This is a genomic window from Micromonospora sp. DH13 (genome assembly GCF_020873825.1).
In the GTDB taxonomy this organism is placed as follows: domain Bacteria; phylum Actinomycetota; class Actinomycetes; order Mycobacteriales; family Micromonosporaceae; genus Micromonospora; species Micromonospora haikouensis.
Genome location: NZ_JAHWGR010000010.1, coordinates 133,818 through 148,285 on the forward strand (window position 1 = coordinate 133,818; position 14,468 = coordinate 148,285).

Genomic DNA, 14,468 nt, shown 5'->3' on the forward strand with positions numbered 1-14,468 from the left:
ATGACCCTCACCTGGCGCAGCCGCGCCGCCCTGCTGGTGTGCTGCGGGACGCTGTTCCTCGGCGTCCTCGACGGCGCGGCGCTGAACCTGGCCCTGCCGTCGGTGCAGCGCGACCTGCGGCTGAGCACGGTCGAGCTGCAGTGGGTGGCGACCAGCAACGCGCTGGTGCGGGCCAGCCTCACCCTGCTGTGCGGCGCGGTCGCCGACCGGTACGGGCGGCGGCGGATGTTCCGGGTCGGGCTGCTGGTGTTCGTCGCGGGGTCGCTGCTGTGCGGGGTGGCCCCGCACGCGCCCGCCCTGATCGCCGCCCGGGGCGTGCAGGGCGTCGGGGGCGCGCTGATGGCCCCGCCCGCCCTCGCCCTCATCGCCAACCTGTTCCCCGACGCGCTGCGGCGCGGCCGGGCGCTGGGCACCTGGAGCGCGACGGCCGGGGTCTCCGCCGCCTGCGGGCCCCTGGTCGGCGGGGTGCTGGTGCAGGCCGCCGGCTGGCGCAGCCTCTTCGCCGTCAGCGTGGCCGGCGCGGCGGTGCTCTACGCGGGCACCCTGCTGCTGCCGCCGGGCGTCGTCGACGGCCCGCCCCGCCGCCTCGACGGGCTGGGCAACACCCTGGCCGCCCTGGTGCTGGTCGGCTTCACGTTCGCGCTGATCGACGGCCCGAGCCGGGGCTGGCTGAGCGGGCCCGTCCTGGTTGCCGTGGCCGTGGCGGTGGCCGCCGCCGTCGGCTACGTGCCGGCCGCCCGCCGCCGCCCCGACCCCGTGCTCGACCCGCGCCACCTGGCGATCCCCGCGCTGCGCGGCGCGGTGCTCACCGCGGTCGTGGCATACCTGGCGCTGGGCGGGTTCACCTTCGTCAACACCTTCTATCTGCAGCAGGTCCGCGGGTTCAGCCCGCTGGCCACCGGCCTGCTCACCCTGCCCACCACCCTCGGCACGCTCGTGCTCGCCAACGTCTCCGGCCGGATCGTCGGCCGGCACGGCGGCCGGCTGCCCGCCACCGTCGGGCACCTGTCGTTCGTGGCGTCGATGACCCTGCTCGCCCTGACCGTCACCACCGACGCGGGCCTGGCCCCGCTGCTCGTCGGCTACCTCCTGCTCGGCGCCGGCATGGGCCTGGTCAACCCGCCGGCCACCAACACGGCCGTGAACAGCCTGCCCCGCGAGCGGGCCGGGGTGGCCAGCGCCATCACCAGCGCCTCCCGGCAGATCGGCACCAACCTCGGGGTCGCCGTCCTCGGCGCGGTGGTGGTGTCGGTGCTGGCCCTGACCGGCCAGCCGACCGACGACATCGCCCGGGTCGCCGCCGAGGCCGGCGACGACTTCACCACCGCCCTGCGCGTCGCGTACGCGCTGGTGGCGGCGACCGCCGCGTACTGCGCGTACGCGACGTGGCGGCTGTTCCGGCCGCCACCCGACCGGCCGGCCGGAGAGGAGGTGGTGGGGATCGAGGACGCGCCGACGGCACCACCGACCGCTACCCCCGCCAGATAACGCACAGCACCAAACAGCACAGAAGGGACCACCCCGGTGACACTCAAGAAGGTCAGGAGCGTCCGCAGCGGCGCCATCTTCACCCTGCCGTACCTCGTCGGCCTGGAACACGGCTACTTCGCCGAGGAGGGCATCGACCTGGAGCTGGTCGCCCCCGGCTCGTACGACGCGGTGCTCAAGCCGATCGAGGAGCACGAGCTGGTCAGCTCGTTCGGCGGCATCTCCACGCCGTTCGAGAGCGGCGACGTCTCCCTCTACCGGGCCTGCGAGTGGGGGCAGATCCGCCGCTCCCACGACAGCGAGCGCGGCGGGCAGATCATCGCCAAGCGCGCCTCCGTGGCCAGCCAGGCGATCTTCGTGCGGCCCGACTCCGACATCAAGCACCCGCAGGGGCTCGCCGGCAAGACCGTCGGCGTCAACTTCCACCACGGCTCGCACTACCTGGCCATCCAGTCCCTCGAAGGCTTCCTGGAACAGGACGAGATCAAGGTGGTGCACGCCGGCGGGCCGGCCGAGCGGTTCCGCAAGCTGCGCGACGGCGAGATCGACGCCGTGGCCCTGATGGAGCCGTGGACCACCGCCGCCGAGAAGCTCGGCTACGTGCTGGTCACCGAGGCGTTCTACGTCGGCTCGGAGATCGCCAGCGCCGACGTCGACCCGGAGACCTTCGCCGCCGTCGACCGGGCCGTCCGCCGGGCCGTCAAGAAGATCAACGAGGACATCCGGCCGTACCTGCACCACTTCGTCGCCGAGGTCCCCGAGGACCTGGTGAAGCTGGAGCCGGCGGACTTCCGGCTCGGCCGGCTGCGCTACATCGACCCCGAGCCCTACCCGGAGGCCGAGTTCGAGCGCACCTACCGGTGGATGGTGAAGTGGGGCCTCATCGCGCCCGAGTCGACGTTCAGCTCCATCGTGGACAACCGCGTCGTCACGGTCTGACCCGCGTGCGGGGGCCGGCCCGGCCGACGACGTCCGGGCCGGCCCCGCGCCACGATCAACAGCGCCGCACGACGGTCAGCGGCTCCGACGGTCAGCGCCGCACGACGGTGAAGCCGCCGGGCAGCACCACCGCCGGCACGGCCGCGCCGGACACCACCGTCCGCGACCGGCGCACCCCCGCCGAGTCGTACGCCTCGACGACGGCCCGCCCCGCGCCGGGCAGGGTGAGCGTGGCCGTGCGGGGCGTGCGGGCGGCGCTGCGCAGCACCGCCGTGGCGTGGCCGTCCCCGGCGACGACGAACCGGGACAGCAGCGGCTCCAGCATGACCGCGTCGACCACCGCGCCGTCCCCGGCGGCCGTGGCCACCAGCGCCGTCGCGCCCGCCGGCAGCTCGCCCGGCCCGGACGGGGTCACCGGCAGCAGCACCCCCGGCGCGGGGGAGGTGCCCTGCGCGCCGGCCTGCCCGTGCCGCACCTGGCCCAGCGGCAGCTCCCGGCCGTCGCCGGACACGCCAGCCCAGCGGGTGACCGCCGACGCGCCCGGGGTCAGGTCGACCACCGGCAGCACAAGCTCCGGCTGGGCCGACGGCGGCAGCTCCCAGCGCACGGTCGACCCGGCGGGCATCCGCACGAGGCTGCCGCCGCTGATCGACGACTCCCCGGTCCACGACGAGGCCGGGGTCACCACGGCGGCCCCGCCGTCGCGCGCGCCCTGCTCCGCCTCGACCACGCGGGTGCCGACCCGCTCGACGATCCGGCCCTGCCGGGCCGCCTGCGCCACCTGCGGCCGGGCGTCCAGGGCGAGCATGCTGAGCAGGCCGTGGATGGTCGACTCGGCCCCGGAGTTGCGGTTGACGGCCCCGTCGCCGGAGATGCCGTCGATCGTGCGCCCCGTCGCCGGGTCGTACGCCGGCACGCCGGCCGCGTTCGCGCCGAAGTACCAGGCCGCGACCACCCCGGCGAGCTGGTCGAAGCCGTCGCGCCCGGTGGCATCGGCGACGGCGAGCAGCGACTGCAGGCGGGAGTCCACGCCGTAGGCGATCTGGCTGCGGTCCACCGGCGTGGGGATCCGCCCGTTGTCCGGGCCGCCGGAGGTGAGCAGCCACGGGGTGAACGTGGCGGAGTCGGCGACCGCCGGGTCGAGCAGCCGCCGGTCGCCGAGCGCCCTGCCGGCGGCGGCCAGCGCCGCCGGCATCTGCGAGCCCCAGCCGTGCCACATCGACCGCGACAGCGCCCACGGGCGCACCGCCCCGAACGGCCAGTGCCGGGCGTCGCCACCGGAGAGGGCGGCGATGCCCTCGGCGAAGCGGCGCAGCGCCCGGCGGGCCGCCGACCCGCCGCCGGCCCGCACGTACGCGGCCAGCCCGAGGACCGCCTCGGCGGTGGCGTCGGCCCCGTCGGCGATCAGCCACGCGGGGGTGCGCTCGCCGTCGACGGTCTGGTAGGTGCCGTACCGGGACAGGACCTGCCGCTCCAGCGCCCCGACGGCCAGGTCGAGCCGCTGGCGCAGGAAACCGGCGAACCCGGCGTCGGCGGTGCGCCAGGCCGCGTACCCCTCGCCGAGCGCCCACAGGGTGCGGGCCAGCCAGTACGACGGGCCGCTGTCGGACGGGTCCGGCAGCTCCACCGGCTCGGCGCTCGGGTTGAGCGTGCCGTCGGGCTGTGCCCACAGCACCACGTTGCCGGCGTGCGGCCCGGTCGTCGTCTGCAGGTAGGTCAGGCCGCGCAGCAGCTCCCGGGAGGCGTCCCGGCTGCCCGCCGCCCCGGTCTGCGCCCAGTGCCGCAGGTAGACCACGGCGGCCCGGGACACGTCGTCGGCGTTGTACGCGCCCTGCCCCCAGGTGTCGGTGGCCGCGTCGTACGCGCCGCCGCCGACGCGGCGCAGGTCGCCGTCCGGCCCCGGCTCCGCGTACGTCCACAGCATGCCGACCTCGGGGGACTCGGCGAGCCGGTAGGTGGTGTGCCCGTCCTGGGCGGGCGGGGCGACGGCCTGGCGCAGGAAGTCCAGGTGCGCCAGGTTCGTCAGCGGCCCGCCGGCCGGGCCCGTGGCGGTGGACGGCGCGGCGGCGGGGGCGGCCCCGGCGGGGGAGCCGGCGAGCAGGGGAGTGGTCAGGGCGAGCCCGCCCAGCATCAGGGTGCGGCGCTTCACGGTGGCTCCTCGGTGCGGTCGGGACAGGGGTGTCGTCACGGGAGCCGGTCCAGCCGGGCCACGCCGATGCGGGAGTCGGCCATGCCGTAGAAGACGTAATGGACGCCGTCGACCTCCTCGATGGCGGTCGGGAAGACCACGTTCGGCACGGTGCCGCTGCGCTCCTCGGCCAGCTCCGGCACGAGGATCGGCTCGGCGGTGCGGGCCAGCACCCGCGACGGTTCGGCCGGGTCGAGCAGCATCGCCCCGGCGGCGTACTCGACGCGCTGGGTGGTGGGGTCGAAGCCCTCGGGGATCTCGCCGGTGACCCCGTGGTGGATCAGCAGCCAGCCCTCGGGCACCCGCAGCGGCGGCGGGCCCGCGCCGATCTTCAGCTCCTCGTACGGGAATTCCGACAGCGCCACGCAGCGGTGCCCGCGCAGCCGCACGAGCGCCCCGACGTCGGCGCGCACCTCGTCGACCGGCACGTAGGAGATCCAGATGCCGGGCCGCTCGTCGGTGACGCCAGCGGGCAGGTGCACCCCCTCGCCGGGGCGGAACCAGCCCAGGTCCCACATCGGCCGGTGCAGCATCGCGAAGCAGTCCCGCCCGTCCGGGCCGGGCACCGGCTCGGGGAAGAACACGGCGTCCTTGTTGGGGAACATGTTCAGGTCGGTGTCCAGGTCGGGCTGGTAGCCGAACTGCACCGGCCCGAGCCGCCGCCAGTGCCGCAGGTCCTCCGACACCGCCAGGGCCAGGCGCGGGCCCAGCGGCCCGTACGCGACGTACGTCATCAGGTGCTTGCCGAGGTCCGGCACCCAGGTCGTGCGGGGGTCCTCGACCCCGGCGTTGTTCTTGCCCCGCTCCCAGCCCTCGTCGGGGGCCAGGACGACGCCCTCGCGGCGGACCCCGGCCGGCACGCCGTCGCGCAGCTCGACCTCGGCGAGGCCGACGCGGGACACGTTGCCCTCGGCCACGAGGCGGGGCAGCAGGTGCAGCCGCCCGTCGGGGGTGCGGCCGCTGGCCGGGTTCAACACCCCCTCGGCCTCCAGAAGCTGGCCGGGCTCGGGCGTCATCACGACGCCGACCCTGGTCAGGGTGTAGGGGACGGTGGTGGAGACAGTCATCGTCAACCTTTCACGCCGGAACCGATGTCGGTGGAGACGAAGTGCTTCTGGAAGGCCAGGAACAGGCCGACCGCCGGGGCGGCCAGGACGCACGCCCCGGCCAGCACCGCCCCGTACGGGTTGGCGGCGCGGGCCGCCACGTTGCTGATGTAGTTGGCCAGCGAGACCGCCAGCGGCTGCATGTCCGCCTGCTTGGTCACCAGGAACGGCCACAGGAATTCGTTCCACGGGCCGATGAACGTCAGCAGGACGACGGTCAGCAGCGCCGGGCGCACCAGCGGCAGCGCCACCGACCAGAGCACCCGCAGCTCGCCCGCGCCGTCGACGCGGGCAGCGGCGAACAGCTCGTCGGGCAGCTGCAGGAAGAACTGCCGGAACACGAACACGGCCGTGGTGTTGATCGCGAACGGCAGGATCATCCCGAGGTACGAGTCGGCCAGCCCGTAGCCGCGCACGATCAGCACGTACAGCGGGATCAGCAGGAGCTGGAACGGGATCACCTGCACCAGCAGCACGAGCGCGAACAGCGTGCCCCGGCCGCGGAAGCGCAGCCGGGCCAGCGCGTAGCCGGCGAGGACGCCGAAGACGACCGTGCAGGCGATCACCCCGCCGGTGAAGATCCCCGAGTTGACCAGGGAGCCGAGCAGGTCGACCCGGGCGTTGATGTCCCGGTAGTTGTCCAGGGTCAGCCCCGAGGTGGGGAACGCCCCGGCCGGGGAGGTGTCCGGTTCGGCCTGCAACGAGCCGACGAACATGTAGTAGAAGGGGAACAGGAAGACCAGCGCGCCGCCGAACAGCGCGACGGCGCGCAGCGCCGTGGCCAGCCGGCCGGCGACGGGCCGCTTCTCGGGTGTGCGTGCCATGTCAGTCCCTCTCCAGCAGCCGCCGGTTGATCGCCGAGACCACCAGCACGCCGATCACCAGCAGCACGCCGATGGCGGCGGCCACGTCGGGCTGGCCCTGCTGGATGCCGCGCTGGTACATGACCAGCACCGGCGACGCCGACGACCCGTTCGGCCCCCCGCCGCCGGTGAGCAGGTACGGCTCGGTGAACAGGTTCGCGCCGGTGATGGTGGCCAGGATGACCACCAGGGCGGTCGCCGGGCGCACCGCCGGCACGGTCACCGACCGGAACCGGGCCCACGCCGACGCCCCGTCCACGGCCGCCGACTCGTACAGCTCCTTCGGCACGTTCTGCAGCGCGGCGAGGTAGAGCAGGATGAAGAAGCCGAGCTGCTTCCAGGCCACGAACACGGCGATCACCGGCATCGCGAGGCCCTCGTTGACCAGCCAGGACGGGTCGGGCGCCAGCGGACCGAGCACCCGGTTGACCAGCCCGTCGGAGTTGAACAGGAACAGCCACACCCCGACGACGGCGACGCTCGCGGTGACGTACGGGACGTAGAAGGCGACCCGCAGGAACGTCCGCGCCCGCACCACCTTGTTCAGCGCCACCGCCAGCAGCAGCGCCAGCCCGGCGGTGAGCGGCACGTTGATGACGAGGAAGACGCCGATGTTGCCGAACGCCTGGCGCACCTGCGGGTCGGTCAGCACCGCGCGGTAGTTGTCGAGCCCGACGAAGGGCCGGTCCACCACCGCGCCGGGGGCGGCGAAGAAGTAGTCGTGGAAGCTCATCCAGACCGCGAACCCGAGCGGGTAGGCGAAGACCGCGGCGACGAAAACGGCGTACGGCGCGGCCAGGAGCAGGCCCACCGGGTGGCGGCCGAGCACCGCCGCCACCCGGCCGCGCGGGGCGCGGCGTCCGGCGCCGTCGCCGCCGGCCACCGGCCCGGCCTTGGCGGCGGCTGCGGCGTGGGCGGCGGCCATCAGGAGGCGGCGAGCTGCTCGGCCTTCTCCGCGGCGGCGGAGAGGGCGTCGGGCACCGGCTTCTTACCGAAGATCACCGACTCGGTGTACGCGTCGCGGAACGCCTGCCAGATCGCCACCGAGTTCGGCACGTTGGGCACCTCGACGGTGCGCGCGGCCTGCTGGGCGAAGCCCTGGTAGGCCGGGTTCTTCGCGAAGTAGTCGGGGTAGGCGGCCGGCAGGTCGGCCCGCAGCGGCATCTGGCCGGTGGCGGTGAGCAGCGCGCCGTCCTGCTCCTTGCTGGTGGCGAACGTCAGCACGTCCCAGGCGGTGGCGCGGTTCTGGCAGGCCGAGTACATGGCGACGTTCTTGGCGTCGCTGAACGTCCGCACCTGGTCGGCGGGGATGCCGGTGGAGGTGGGCACCGGCACGGCGCCCCAGGAGACCTTGTCCCGGTAGACCGAGATGGCCCACGGGCCGACGATGGCCATGGCGGCCTTGCCGTCGGCGAAGGAGTCGCCGTTGTACTTCTCCCTGGGGGCGAGGCCCTCGGCGTAGAGGGTCTTCCAGAACTCCGCGACCCGCTGCCCCTCCGGGGAGTTGAACTGTGGCTTGCCGCCGTCGAGGAGTTGCCTGCCGCCGGTCTCGGCGGCGAACAGCGGGTAGAAGTCGAACCAGGACTGGAAGAACTCGCTGGTCGGCGCGGGGTAGATGGCGGCCGGGGCGGCGCCGGACGACTTGATCTTGCGGGCGGCGGCGAGGAACTGGTCGTACGTGGCCAGCTGCGGCTTCTCCGGGTCGAGGCCCGCCTTGGCGAAGACCTTCTTGTTGTAGAAGATCATCACCGGGTTCGACTTCCACGGCAGCTGGTAGAACTTGCCGTCCGGCGACTTGTACTGCCCGGCCGTCTCGCCCGTGCGTTCGGTGATGTAGTCGGTGGCGCCGGCGAAGGAGTCGAGCGCGACGAGGCCGCCCTGCTTCTGGAACTGCGGCACGGCGGCGGGGGCGGTGTTGAAGATCAGGCACGGGGCGTTGCCGGCGGTGATGGCCGCCCCGATGACCTCCTCGGAGCTGGTGCCGGCCGGGATCTCCTGGGCGGTGATCGTCTGGTCGGCGTGCTGGGCGTTCCACGCCTGCACCATCGCCTTGCCCCAGGCGACCTCCTCGGCGTTGTTGGACAGCCAGATGGTGATCGGGCCGCGGGCGGCGTTGGCCTTGCCGGCGTCGCCGCCGCCGGAGTCGCCGCAGCCGGCGGTGGCGGCCAGGGCGACGGTCAGCAGGGCGGCGGGAAGGGTCCGTCTCATGTCTTCTCCGATCCGGGACGGGGTCAGGTTCGTCCGCCCGCCGGGCCGGTGGCCGTCGGCGGTGCGGGTGAGGCGGTGCTGGGTCGGGGGTGTGGTGGGCTCTGTTCAGGGGTGTCGGGTGGGCGGTGGCGCCGTCGATCCGCGCACGACCAGCGGCGCGGGTGGGGTGGGGATGTCCGCGCCGGGCCGGCCGTCGATGAGGTCGAGCAGGGCGTCCGCGGCGGCCCGGCCCCAGCCGAAGGGGTCGGTGCGGACGGTGGTGAGGGTGGGGGTGACGTAGCCGGCGAGCTCCGTGTCGTCGAAGCCGGTGATCGACAGCTCGTCGGGCACCCTGATGCCGAGCTGGACGGCGACCGAGAGGCCGGCGATCGCCATCAGGTCGTTGCCGTAGACGATCGCGGTGGGCGGGTCGTCGGTGTCCAGTAGCGCGCGGGTGGCCTGCGCGCCGCCGGCCGCCGAGAAGTCCGACTCGACGCACGGGCCGGCGGTCAGGCCGGCGTCGGCGAGGGCCTGCTCCCACGCCTGGCGGCGCACGGAGCCGTGCAGGAAGTGCAGCGGCCCCGAGACGTGGGCGATGCGGCGGTGCCCGAGCCCCGCCAGGTGGGTCACGGCCGCCGTGACCCCGGGCCGGTCGTCGACCAGCAGCGCGGGATGGTTGCTGGGCACGTCCGGCCGGCCGATGGTGACCGCCGGCAGCCCCAGCTCGGCCAGCAGGGCGATCCGCGGGTCGCCGAGCCGCAGGTCGAGCACGAACACCCCGTCGACCCGCTCGGCCGTGGCGAGCCGGCGGTAGCTGGCCTCCTCCACCGACAGGTCCGGCACCACCTGGAGCACCAGCGACTGCCCCCGGTCGGACAGGGTCCGCTCCACGCCGGCGATGAACGACGGGTAGAACGGGTCGGCCCCGAGCAGCTCGGGCGGCCGCGCGATCACCATGCCGACGCTGAACGCCCGCGACGCGGACAGGGCCCGGGCCCGGTGGCTCGGGGTCCAGCCCAGCGACGCGGCCACGGCCAGGATGCGGGCGCGGGTCTCCTCGGCCACCCCGGGACGCCCGTTGAGGGCGAAGGACACCGCGCCCTTGGACACTCCGGCCGCCTTCGCGACGTCGGTGATGGTCGGTCGGCTCGGTCCCACGCGCGGCATCCTCTCGGCCATAGTCCGGCAATGCTCGGTTCACACCGCTGCAACAAACGCCCCCCGTTGGAGAGGGACGCTAGACCGGTTTAGTAGCCCGCGCAAGCCCAGCGCCGATCCCGTTCGCCCGGTCCCGACGCGCTCACGCAGCGTCGCCGGGATGGACTCCGAGCACGCGAAGGGCCGCCCGGCGGATCGCCGGGCGGCCCGATGTTGCCGCGTACGCGCAGGTCAGGACGGGGTGTGAGCGCCGGCGGACGACGTCACCCCGACGGCGCCGCTCAGGCGCTCGGCTCCCGGTGCCAGCGCACGGTCACCTGGAGCTGCCCCTGCACGCCGGTGCGGGCGATCAGCGCGCCCGCGTCGGCCGTCAGCTGGATCCCGAAGCTGATCTCCACCTCGTCCGGCCGGTCCACCATGGAGCGGAACTCGGTCAGCGCGGCCGACGCGGCGTCCCGCGCCTGGCCGATCGCCTTGTTGAAGCTCACCCCGGCCCGGCGGAGCACGTCGTCGGCGACGGACGCCGGGGCGATCCCCGGCGTCTCGTCCACGGCCACGAGCACGGTCCCCCCGCCGTCGAGGGCGAACTCGACCACCTCGCTCATCCACTGTCCCTTCTCGATGGCTACCCCGGTGGGCTGAGGCACGGCAGCCCCAGCCACTCCTGCGGCGGTGTCCGCTTCCGCACGCTATCCAACTCCCTCAACAGGCTGCCGAGCAGCGTGGGATCCGCCAGGTACTGCAGGACGGCCGAGTGGAACGCGGCGGTCATCGCCGCCGGCATCATGTCCGAGGCGTCCCGGCACAGCGTGCCGGTGGCGAGGGTCCGCGCGATGCGGCGCGGCAGACCGTCCGAATACGCCGCCGCGTCGGTGGCCGCGTTCAGGGTGAACGCCAGGTGGCCGCTCGCCTCCCGCCACACCCGGCGGGCCGGCTCGCCGGCCAGGAAACGGATCAGCGCCCGGGCCTGCGGCGAGTCGGCGAACATGCCCACCACGTCCTCGGAGACCTCCCGCACCGGCGCGTCCGTCGCGCCGAACGCCGGTGAGGGGAAGAAGTCGAACTCCGGCGACGGGCCCGGCTCGGACCTCTCGGGGTGCTCGGCCAGGAACTTCCGGTAGGACCCGACGATGAACGAGGCCTGATGGTCGAGGAAGCACCTCGGGGGCGAGACGAGCATCCCCGGCCCCGCCACGTCGAAGTTGGTCAGCAACGGGTTGGGGGTGCTCCGCCCGGCGCCCACCAGCGCACCCCACTCCTGCCAGGCGCCCCGCACCTCCGGCGACGTCCACGCCTGCTGCCCGGCCGCCCACCGCTGGTAGACGGTCTGCCCGGAGCGGTGCAGCAGGATGTCCTCGATCCAGTCGGTGCCCGGCCACCCGGACTGCGGCTGCGACCCCATCCCGAGGCACCACGGCGCGCCCCCACGGGTGTCGAGGGCGCGGGTCAGCGCCACCAGCTCCGCCCACGTCGCCGGCGGTGACGTCACGGTGGGACCGCCCGGTGCGTTCGTGCGGTACCAGATCAGGCTCTTGGCGTGCACGGCGACGGACAACCCGTACACCCGGGCATCCGTGGCCCCCGGGGGCGGCAGCCGGAGCAGCTGCGGGTCGAGACCCGCCTCGTCGGCCGGGACGACGTCGTCGAGCGGGAACAGGTCGCCGCTGCGCACGTACGCCTTCAGGTCGTTGAGCCGGGGCAGCACCGCCACGTCGGGCGGCCGGCCCCGGTCGACCCCGGACCGCAGCACCTGGCTGACGTCCCGGGTGCCCTGGTAGCTGACCTCGATCCCGGTCTCCGCCGTGAAGGCGTCCAGCACCGCCAGGAAGGGCCAGGCCTCGCTGCGCCGCCTGCGCTCCTGCGCGGTGTCGCCGACGCCGTCCTCCGACCAGGACGCGACGACGCTCAGGGCGCGCGGCCGTGGAGGATCGGCGCAGGCGGCCGGGCCGGCGCCGACGAGCAGGACCGGGATCAGGGCGAGCGCGCCGCGTCTCATCGCTGCCGATACCTGTATTCCTCTAGTCGGGGCAGGAAACCGACGACCACCAGCGCGGCGGCGAGCAGGGCCGCCGCCGGCAGGACGACCTCGCCGCCGCGACTGTTCGCGGCCCGCGCCGCGAGCCCGGTGGCGTCCTGGCCGTGCCGCCACGCCGTGCGACCGGCGGCCCCGACCTGGTCCGCCGCCTCGGCCGGCCCCCGATCGCCGTCGCGCTGGGCGAGGACCTGCTCGATCGTGTCCGTGCACGGCGTCGGGGTGCAGGCGGTGGTGAGCAGGCCGGCCAACTGCGTGGCGTTGCGGTCGGCCAGCGCCGCCAGTTGGAGCCCCCGGGCGTCGGCCGCCCGGTCCGTCGCGGCCCGGGCGTCGCCGAGCTGGCCCGTCGAGTGCAGGCTCGTCGCCGTCGTGCCGCCCAGCGCCAGCACCGCGAGCGTCGCCAGCAGCAACGGCGCGTTCAGCGCCCGCCGGAACCGGCGACGCAGGAACAGCTGGGCGGCGACCAGCAGCGCGCCGAGGACGAGCACCGGCAGCAGCCAGAGCAGGATCGTCGCCCGGCCCGTCCAGGCCCCGTCGACCTGCCGGTCCAGCGCCGCGTCCTGCTTCCCCACCAGCCCGTCGAGGCGCACCAGGATCTCCTCCAGCAGGCCCGACGCGTCGCGCAGCGCGGCGGCGCCCAGCGCCCCGCCGCCGGGCTGGGCGAAGTGCGCGTGGGCCCGCTCGATCAGACCGGTGTAGGTGACCAGCGACGCCTCGACGACCTGGATGTCGCGACTGCCCTCGTCGCCGGCGGCGTTGTCCTCCGCGACCTCGGCCAGGTGCTGGCCCGCGCGGGCGATCTGGTTCTGGTAGTCCTCGCCCGGGCCGGCGAGCAGCCGGGTGCCGGCGGCGAAGCTGGCCACCGCCGCGCCGTGGGCCTCCCGCAGGGCGACCTGGGTGTCGTACACGGCCAGGATCGCCGGCACGGAACGGTCGTACGCGGCCTCCGTGGTGCGTTGCACCCCGAGGAAGACCGCGAGGCAGCCGGCCAGCGCGACCGCGTTCGCGGCGAGCAGCGCCCACAGCAGCCGCAGCAGCGTCCGCCGGGTGGTGCTGGTCAGCGCCGTGCCGCTCACGTCGGCACCGGGCCGGCGTCGGCGGGGTCGGTGAACTCGTGGCGGCACCGCTGGCAGAACCGGGCGTCCGGCGGCGAGCGGTGGCCGGCCGGGCAGACCCGGGGCGGGGCGTCGGCGGCCGGCACGGGCCCCGACGCCGCCCGCGGCCCCTGGTCGCGCACCGTGACCGACGACCGCACGGCCACGCTGATCACGTCGAGCCGGGGCAGGTCGTCGCGCAGGCGTACCGAGGTGGCGTCGACGTCCTCGACGAGCAGCCGAAGCTGCTCCAGGTGGAACGCGTCACCGGCGGCGGTGGCCAGCTCCACCGCGCGGCCGAGCAGCTGCGCGGCGGTCGCCCGGTCGCCCGTGTCGTACGCGTCGCAGCCGTCGGCGATGAGCCGGCTCAGCTCCTCCTGCCCCGTGTAGTGGGCCACCCGCGGGTCGATCCGGCTGGACAGGGCCAGGTCCTCCGTCCAGTGCGCCAGGACGTTCACCGGCCGGGCGGCCGGGGCGTCGTCCACCAGCAGGTCGACGCGGGCGACCCGCAGGTCCTCGCCCGTCGGCCGGCCCGCCGGGTCCACCTCGAGGCACAGGTGGTATTCCCGGCTTTCCGCCCCCCAGGAGCCGGTCGCGCAGGCCACGGACCGGTCGTCGACCGGCGTCACGGGCAGCTCCATGATCGTGGGATGCACCTGCCGGCAGGACAGCACCCGCGCCGGCGGCACCACGGCGATCCGCAGGCCCGCCCGGGCCACCCGCTTGGCCATCGTGGCCCGCATGGTCGCCCGGAAGTCGGCCTCCAACTCCTCGGGCCGACGGACCGCGTCGGCGGTGCCGTGCAGCGCCTCGGCGACGCGCGTCAGCTCGCGGGGCTCCCAGGCGTCGCCGACGCCCCGGGCGTCGCAGACGAACTGCCCCGCGCAGGCCGCCAGCACCTCCGCCAGCCGCTGCGGCGTCTCGTGCTCGTTGCGGCCGTCGGTGAGCAGCAGGGCGTGCCGGATCGCCTCGGGGTGCTCCGCCAGCAGCTCCCGGGCCAGCTCCAGCCAGCTGCCGATCGCCGTGCCGCCGGCCGCGGCGAGCCGGCCCAGCTCGCGCCGGGCCGCGTCCCGGGTGGCCGGTGCGGCGGCGGCCAGGCCCCGGTGGGCGGGGTAGACCATCCGGGCCTCGTGGGTGCCCTCCACCACGGCGAAACGGACCCCGTCCGGCAGCATCTCGACGGCCGCGGCGGTGGCCCGCCGGGCCGCGCCGAGCTTCGTCGGCGGGTGCGCCATGGACCCGGAGCAGTCGACGACGATCACCTCCGCGTAGCGGGCCCCGTCGACCTCCGCCGGGGCGTCGCCCGCCCCGGCGGACGCGGTGACGGTGAGGATCGCGTGCAACTGGCGGTCTCCCGTGGACAGGAAGCGGTCGTGGTCGATCCGCAGGTCGAAGTCGAGCGCGCTGGACACC

12 protein-coding genes are annotated in these 14,468 nt (G+C 74.9%); 2 read left to right on the plus strand and 10 right to left on the minus strand.

Annotated features, from left to right (window positions below; genetic code table 11):
• The gene (locus LPA42_RS12800) at window positions 1-1,488 is read left to right on the plus strand and encodes an MFS transporter (RefSeq protein WP_077939791.1); all 1,488 of its coding nucleotides are present in this window, start codon (window positions 1-3) and stop codon (window positions 1,486-1,488) included.
• A gap of 36 nt (window positions 1,489-1,524) precedes the next feature.
• The gene (locus LPA42_RS12805) at window positions 1,525-2,427 is read left to right on the plus strand and encodes an ABC transporter substrate-binding protein (protein WP_077939792.1); all 903 of its coding nucleotides are present in this window, start codon (window positions 1,525-1,527) and stop codon (window positions 2,425-2,427) included.
• Window positions 2,428-2,518: 91 nt separating this feature from the next.
• Here the strand turns inward: LPA42_RS12805 and LPA42_RS12810 are convergent, their stop codons facing one another.
• From LPA42_RS12810 to LPA42_RS12855, 10 genes are all read right to left on the minus strand, one after another.
• The gene (locus LPA42_RS12810; RefSeq protein ID WP_158229495.1) at window positions 2,519-4,576 is read right to left on the minus strand and encodes a hypothetical protein; all 2,058 of its coding nucleotides are present in this window, start codon (window positions 4,574-4,576) and stop codon (window positions 2,519-2,521) included.
• A 35-nt stretch (window positions 4,577-4,611) separates the two neighbouring features.
• Window positions 4,612-5,682, minus strand: coding sequence for a glycosidase (locus tag LPA42_RS12815; protein ID WP_077939793.1), 1,071 nt, complete (start codon window positions 5,680-5,682; stop codon window positions 4,612-4,614).
• Window positions 5,683-5,684: 2 nt separating this feature from the next.
• On the minus strand, window positions 5,685-6,545 hold the full coding sequence (locus LPA42_RS12820; RefSeq protein ID WP_077939794.1) for a carbohydrate ABC transporter permease: 861 nt from the start codon (window positions 6,543-6,545) through the stop codon (window positions 5,685-5,687).
• A 1-nt stretch (window position 6,546) separates the two neighbouring features.
• A complete protein-coding gene (locus tag LPA42_RS12825) occupies window positions 6,547-7,509 on the minus strand; it encodes a carbohydrate ABC transporter permease (protein WP_077939795.1) in 963 nt (320 codons plus the stop codon).
• Window positions 7,509-8,792, minus strand: a complete 1,284-nt coding sequence (locus LPA42_RS12830) for an extracellular solute-binding protein (protein ID WP_077939796.1) — start codon at window positions 8,790-8,792, stop codon at window positions 7,509-7,511. Before LPA42_RS12830 ends, LPA42_RS12825 begins: the two co-directional genes overlap by 1 nt.
• A gap of 105 nt (window positions 8,793-8,897) precedes the next feature.
• Entirely contained in the window at window positions 8,898-9,929 is a 1,032-nt protein-coding gene (locus LPA42_RS12835) for a LacI family DNA-binding transcriptional regulator (protein WP_228986571.1), read from the minus strand.
• A gap of 281 nt (window positions 9,930-10,210) precedes the next feature.
• Window positions 10,211-10,534, minus strand: a complete 324-nt coding sequence (locus LPA42_RS12840) for a CU044_2847 family protein (protein WP_077939801.1) — start codon at window positions 10,532-10,534, stop codon at window positions 10,211-10,213.
• 20 nt (window positions 10,535-10,554) lie between these two features.
• Window positions 10,555-11,925, minus strand: a complete 1,371-nt coding sequence (locus LPA42_RS12845) for an ABC transporter substrate-binding protein (protein ID WP_077939802.1) — start codon at window positions 11,923-11,925, stop codon at window positions 10,555-10,557.
• The gene (locus LPA42_RS12850) at window positions 11,922-13,037 is read right to left on the minus strand and encodes a hypothetical protein (protein WP_077939803.1); all 1,116 of its coding nucleotides are present in this window, start codon (window positions 13,035-13,037) and stop codon (window positions 11,922-11,924) included. The genes LPA42_RS12845 and LPA42_RS12850 overlap by 4 nt, the downstream gene beginning before the upstream one ends.
• On the minus strand, window positions 13,034-14,467 hold the full coding sequence (locus tag LPA42_RS12855; protein WP_077939804.1) for a VWA domain-containing protein: 1,434 nt from the start codon (window positions 14,465-14,467) through the stop codon (window positions 13,034-13,036). Before LPA42_RS12855 ends, LPA42_RS12850 begins: the two co-directional genes overlap by 4 nt.
• Window position 14,468: the final 1 nt, after the last annotated feature.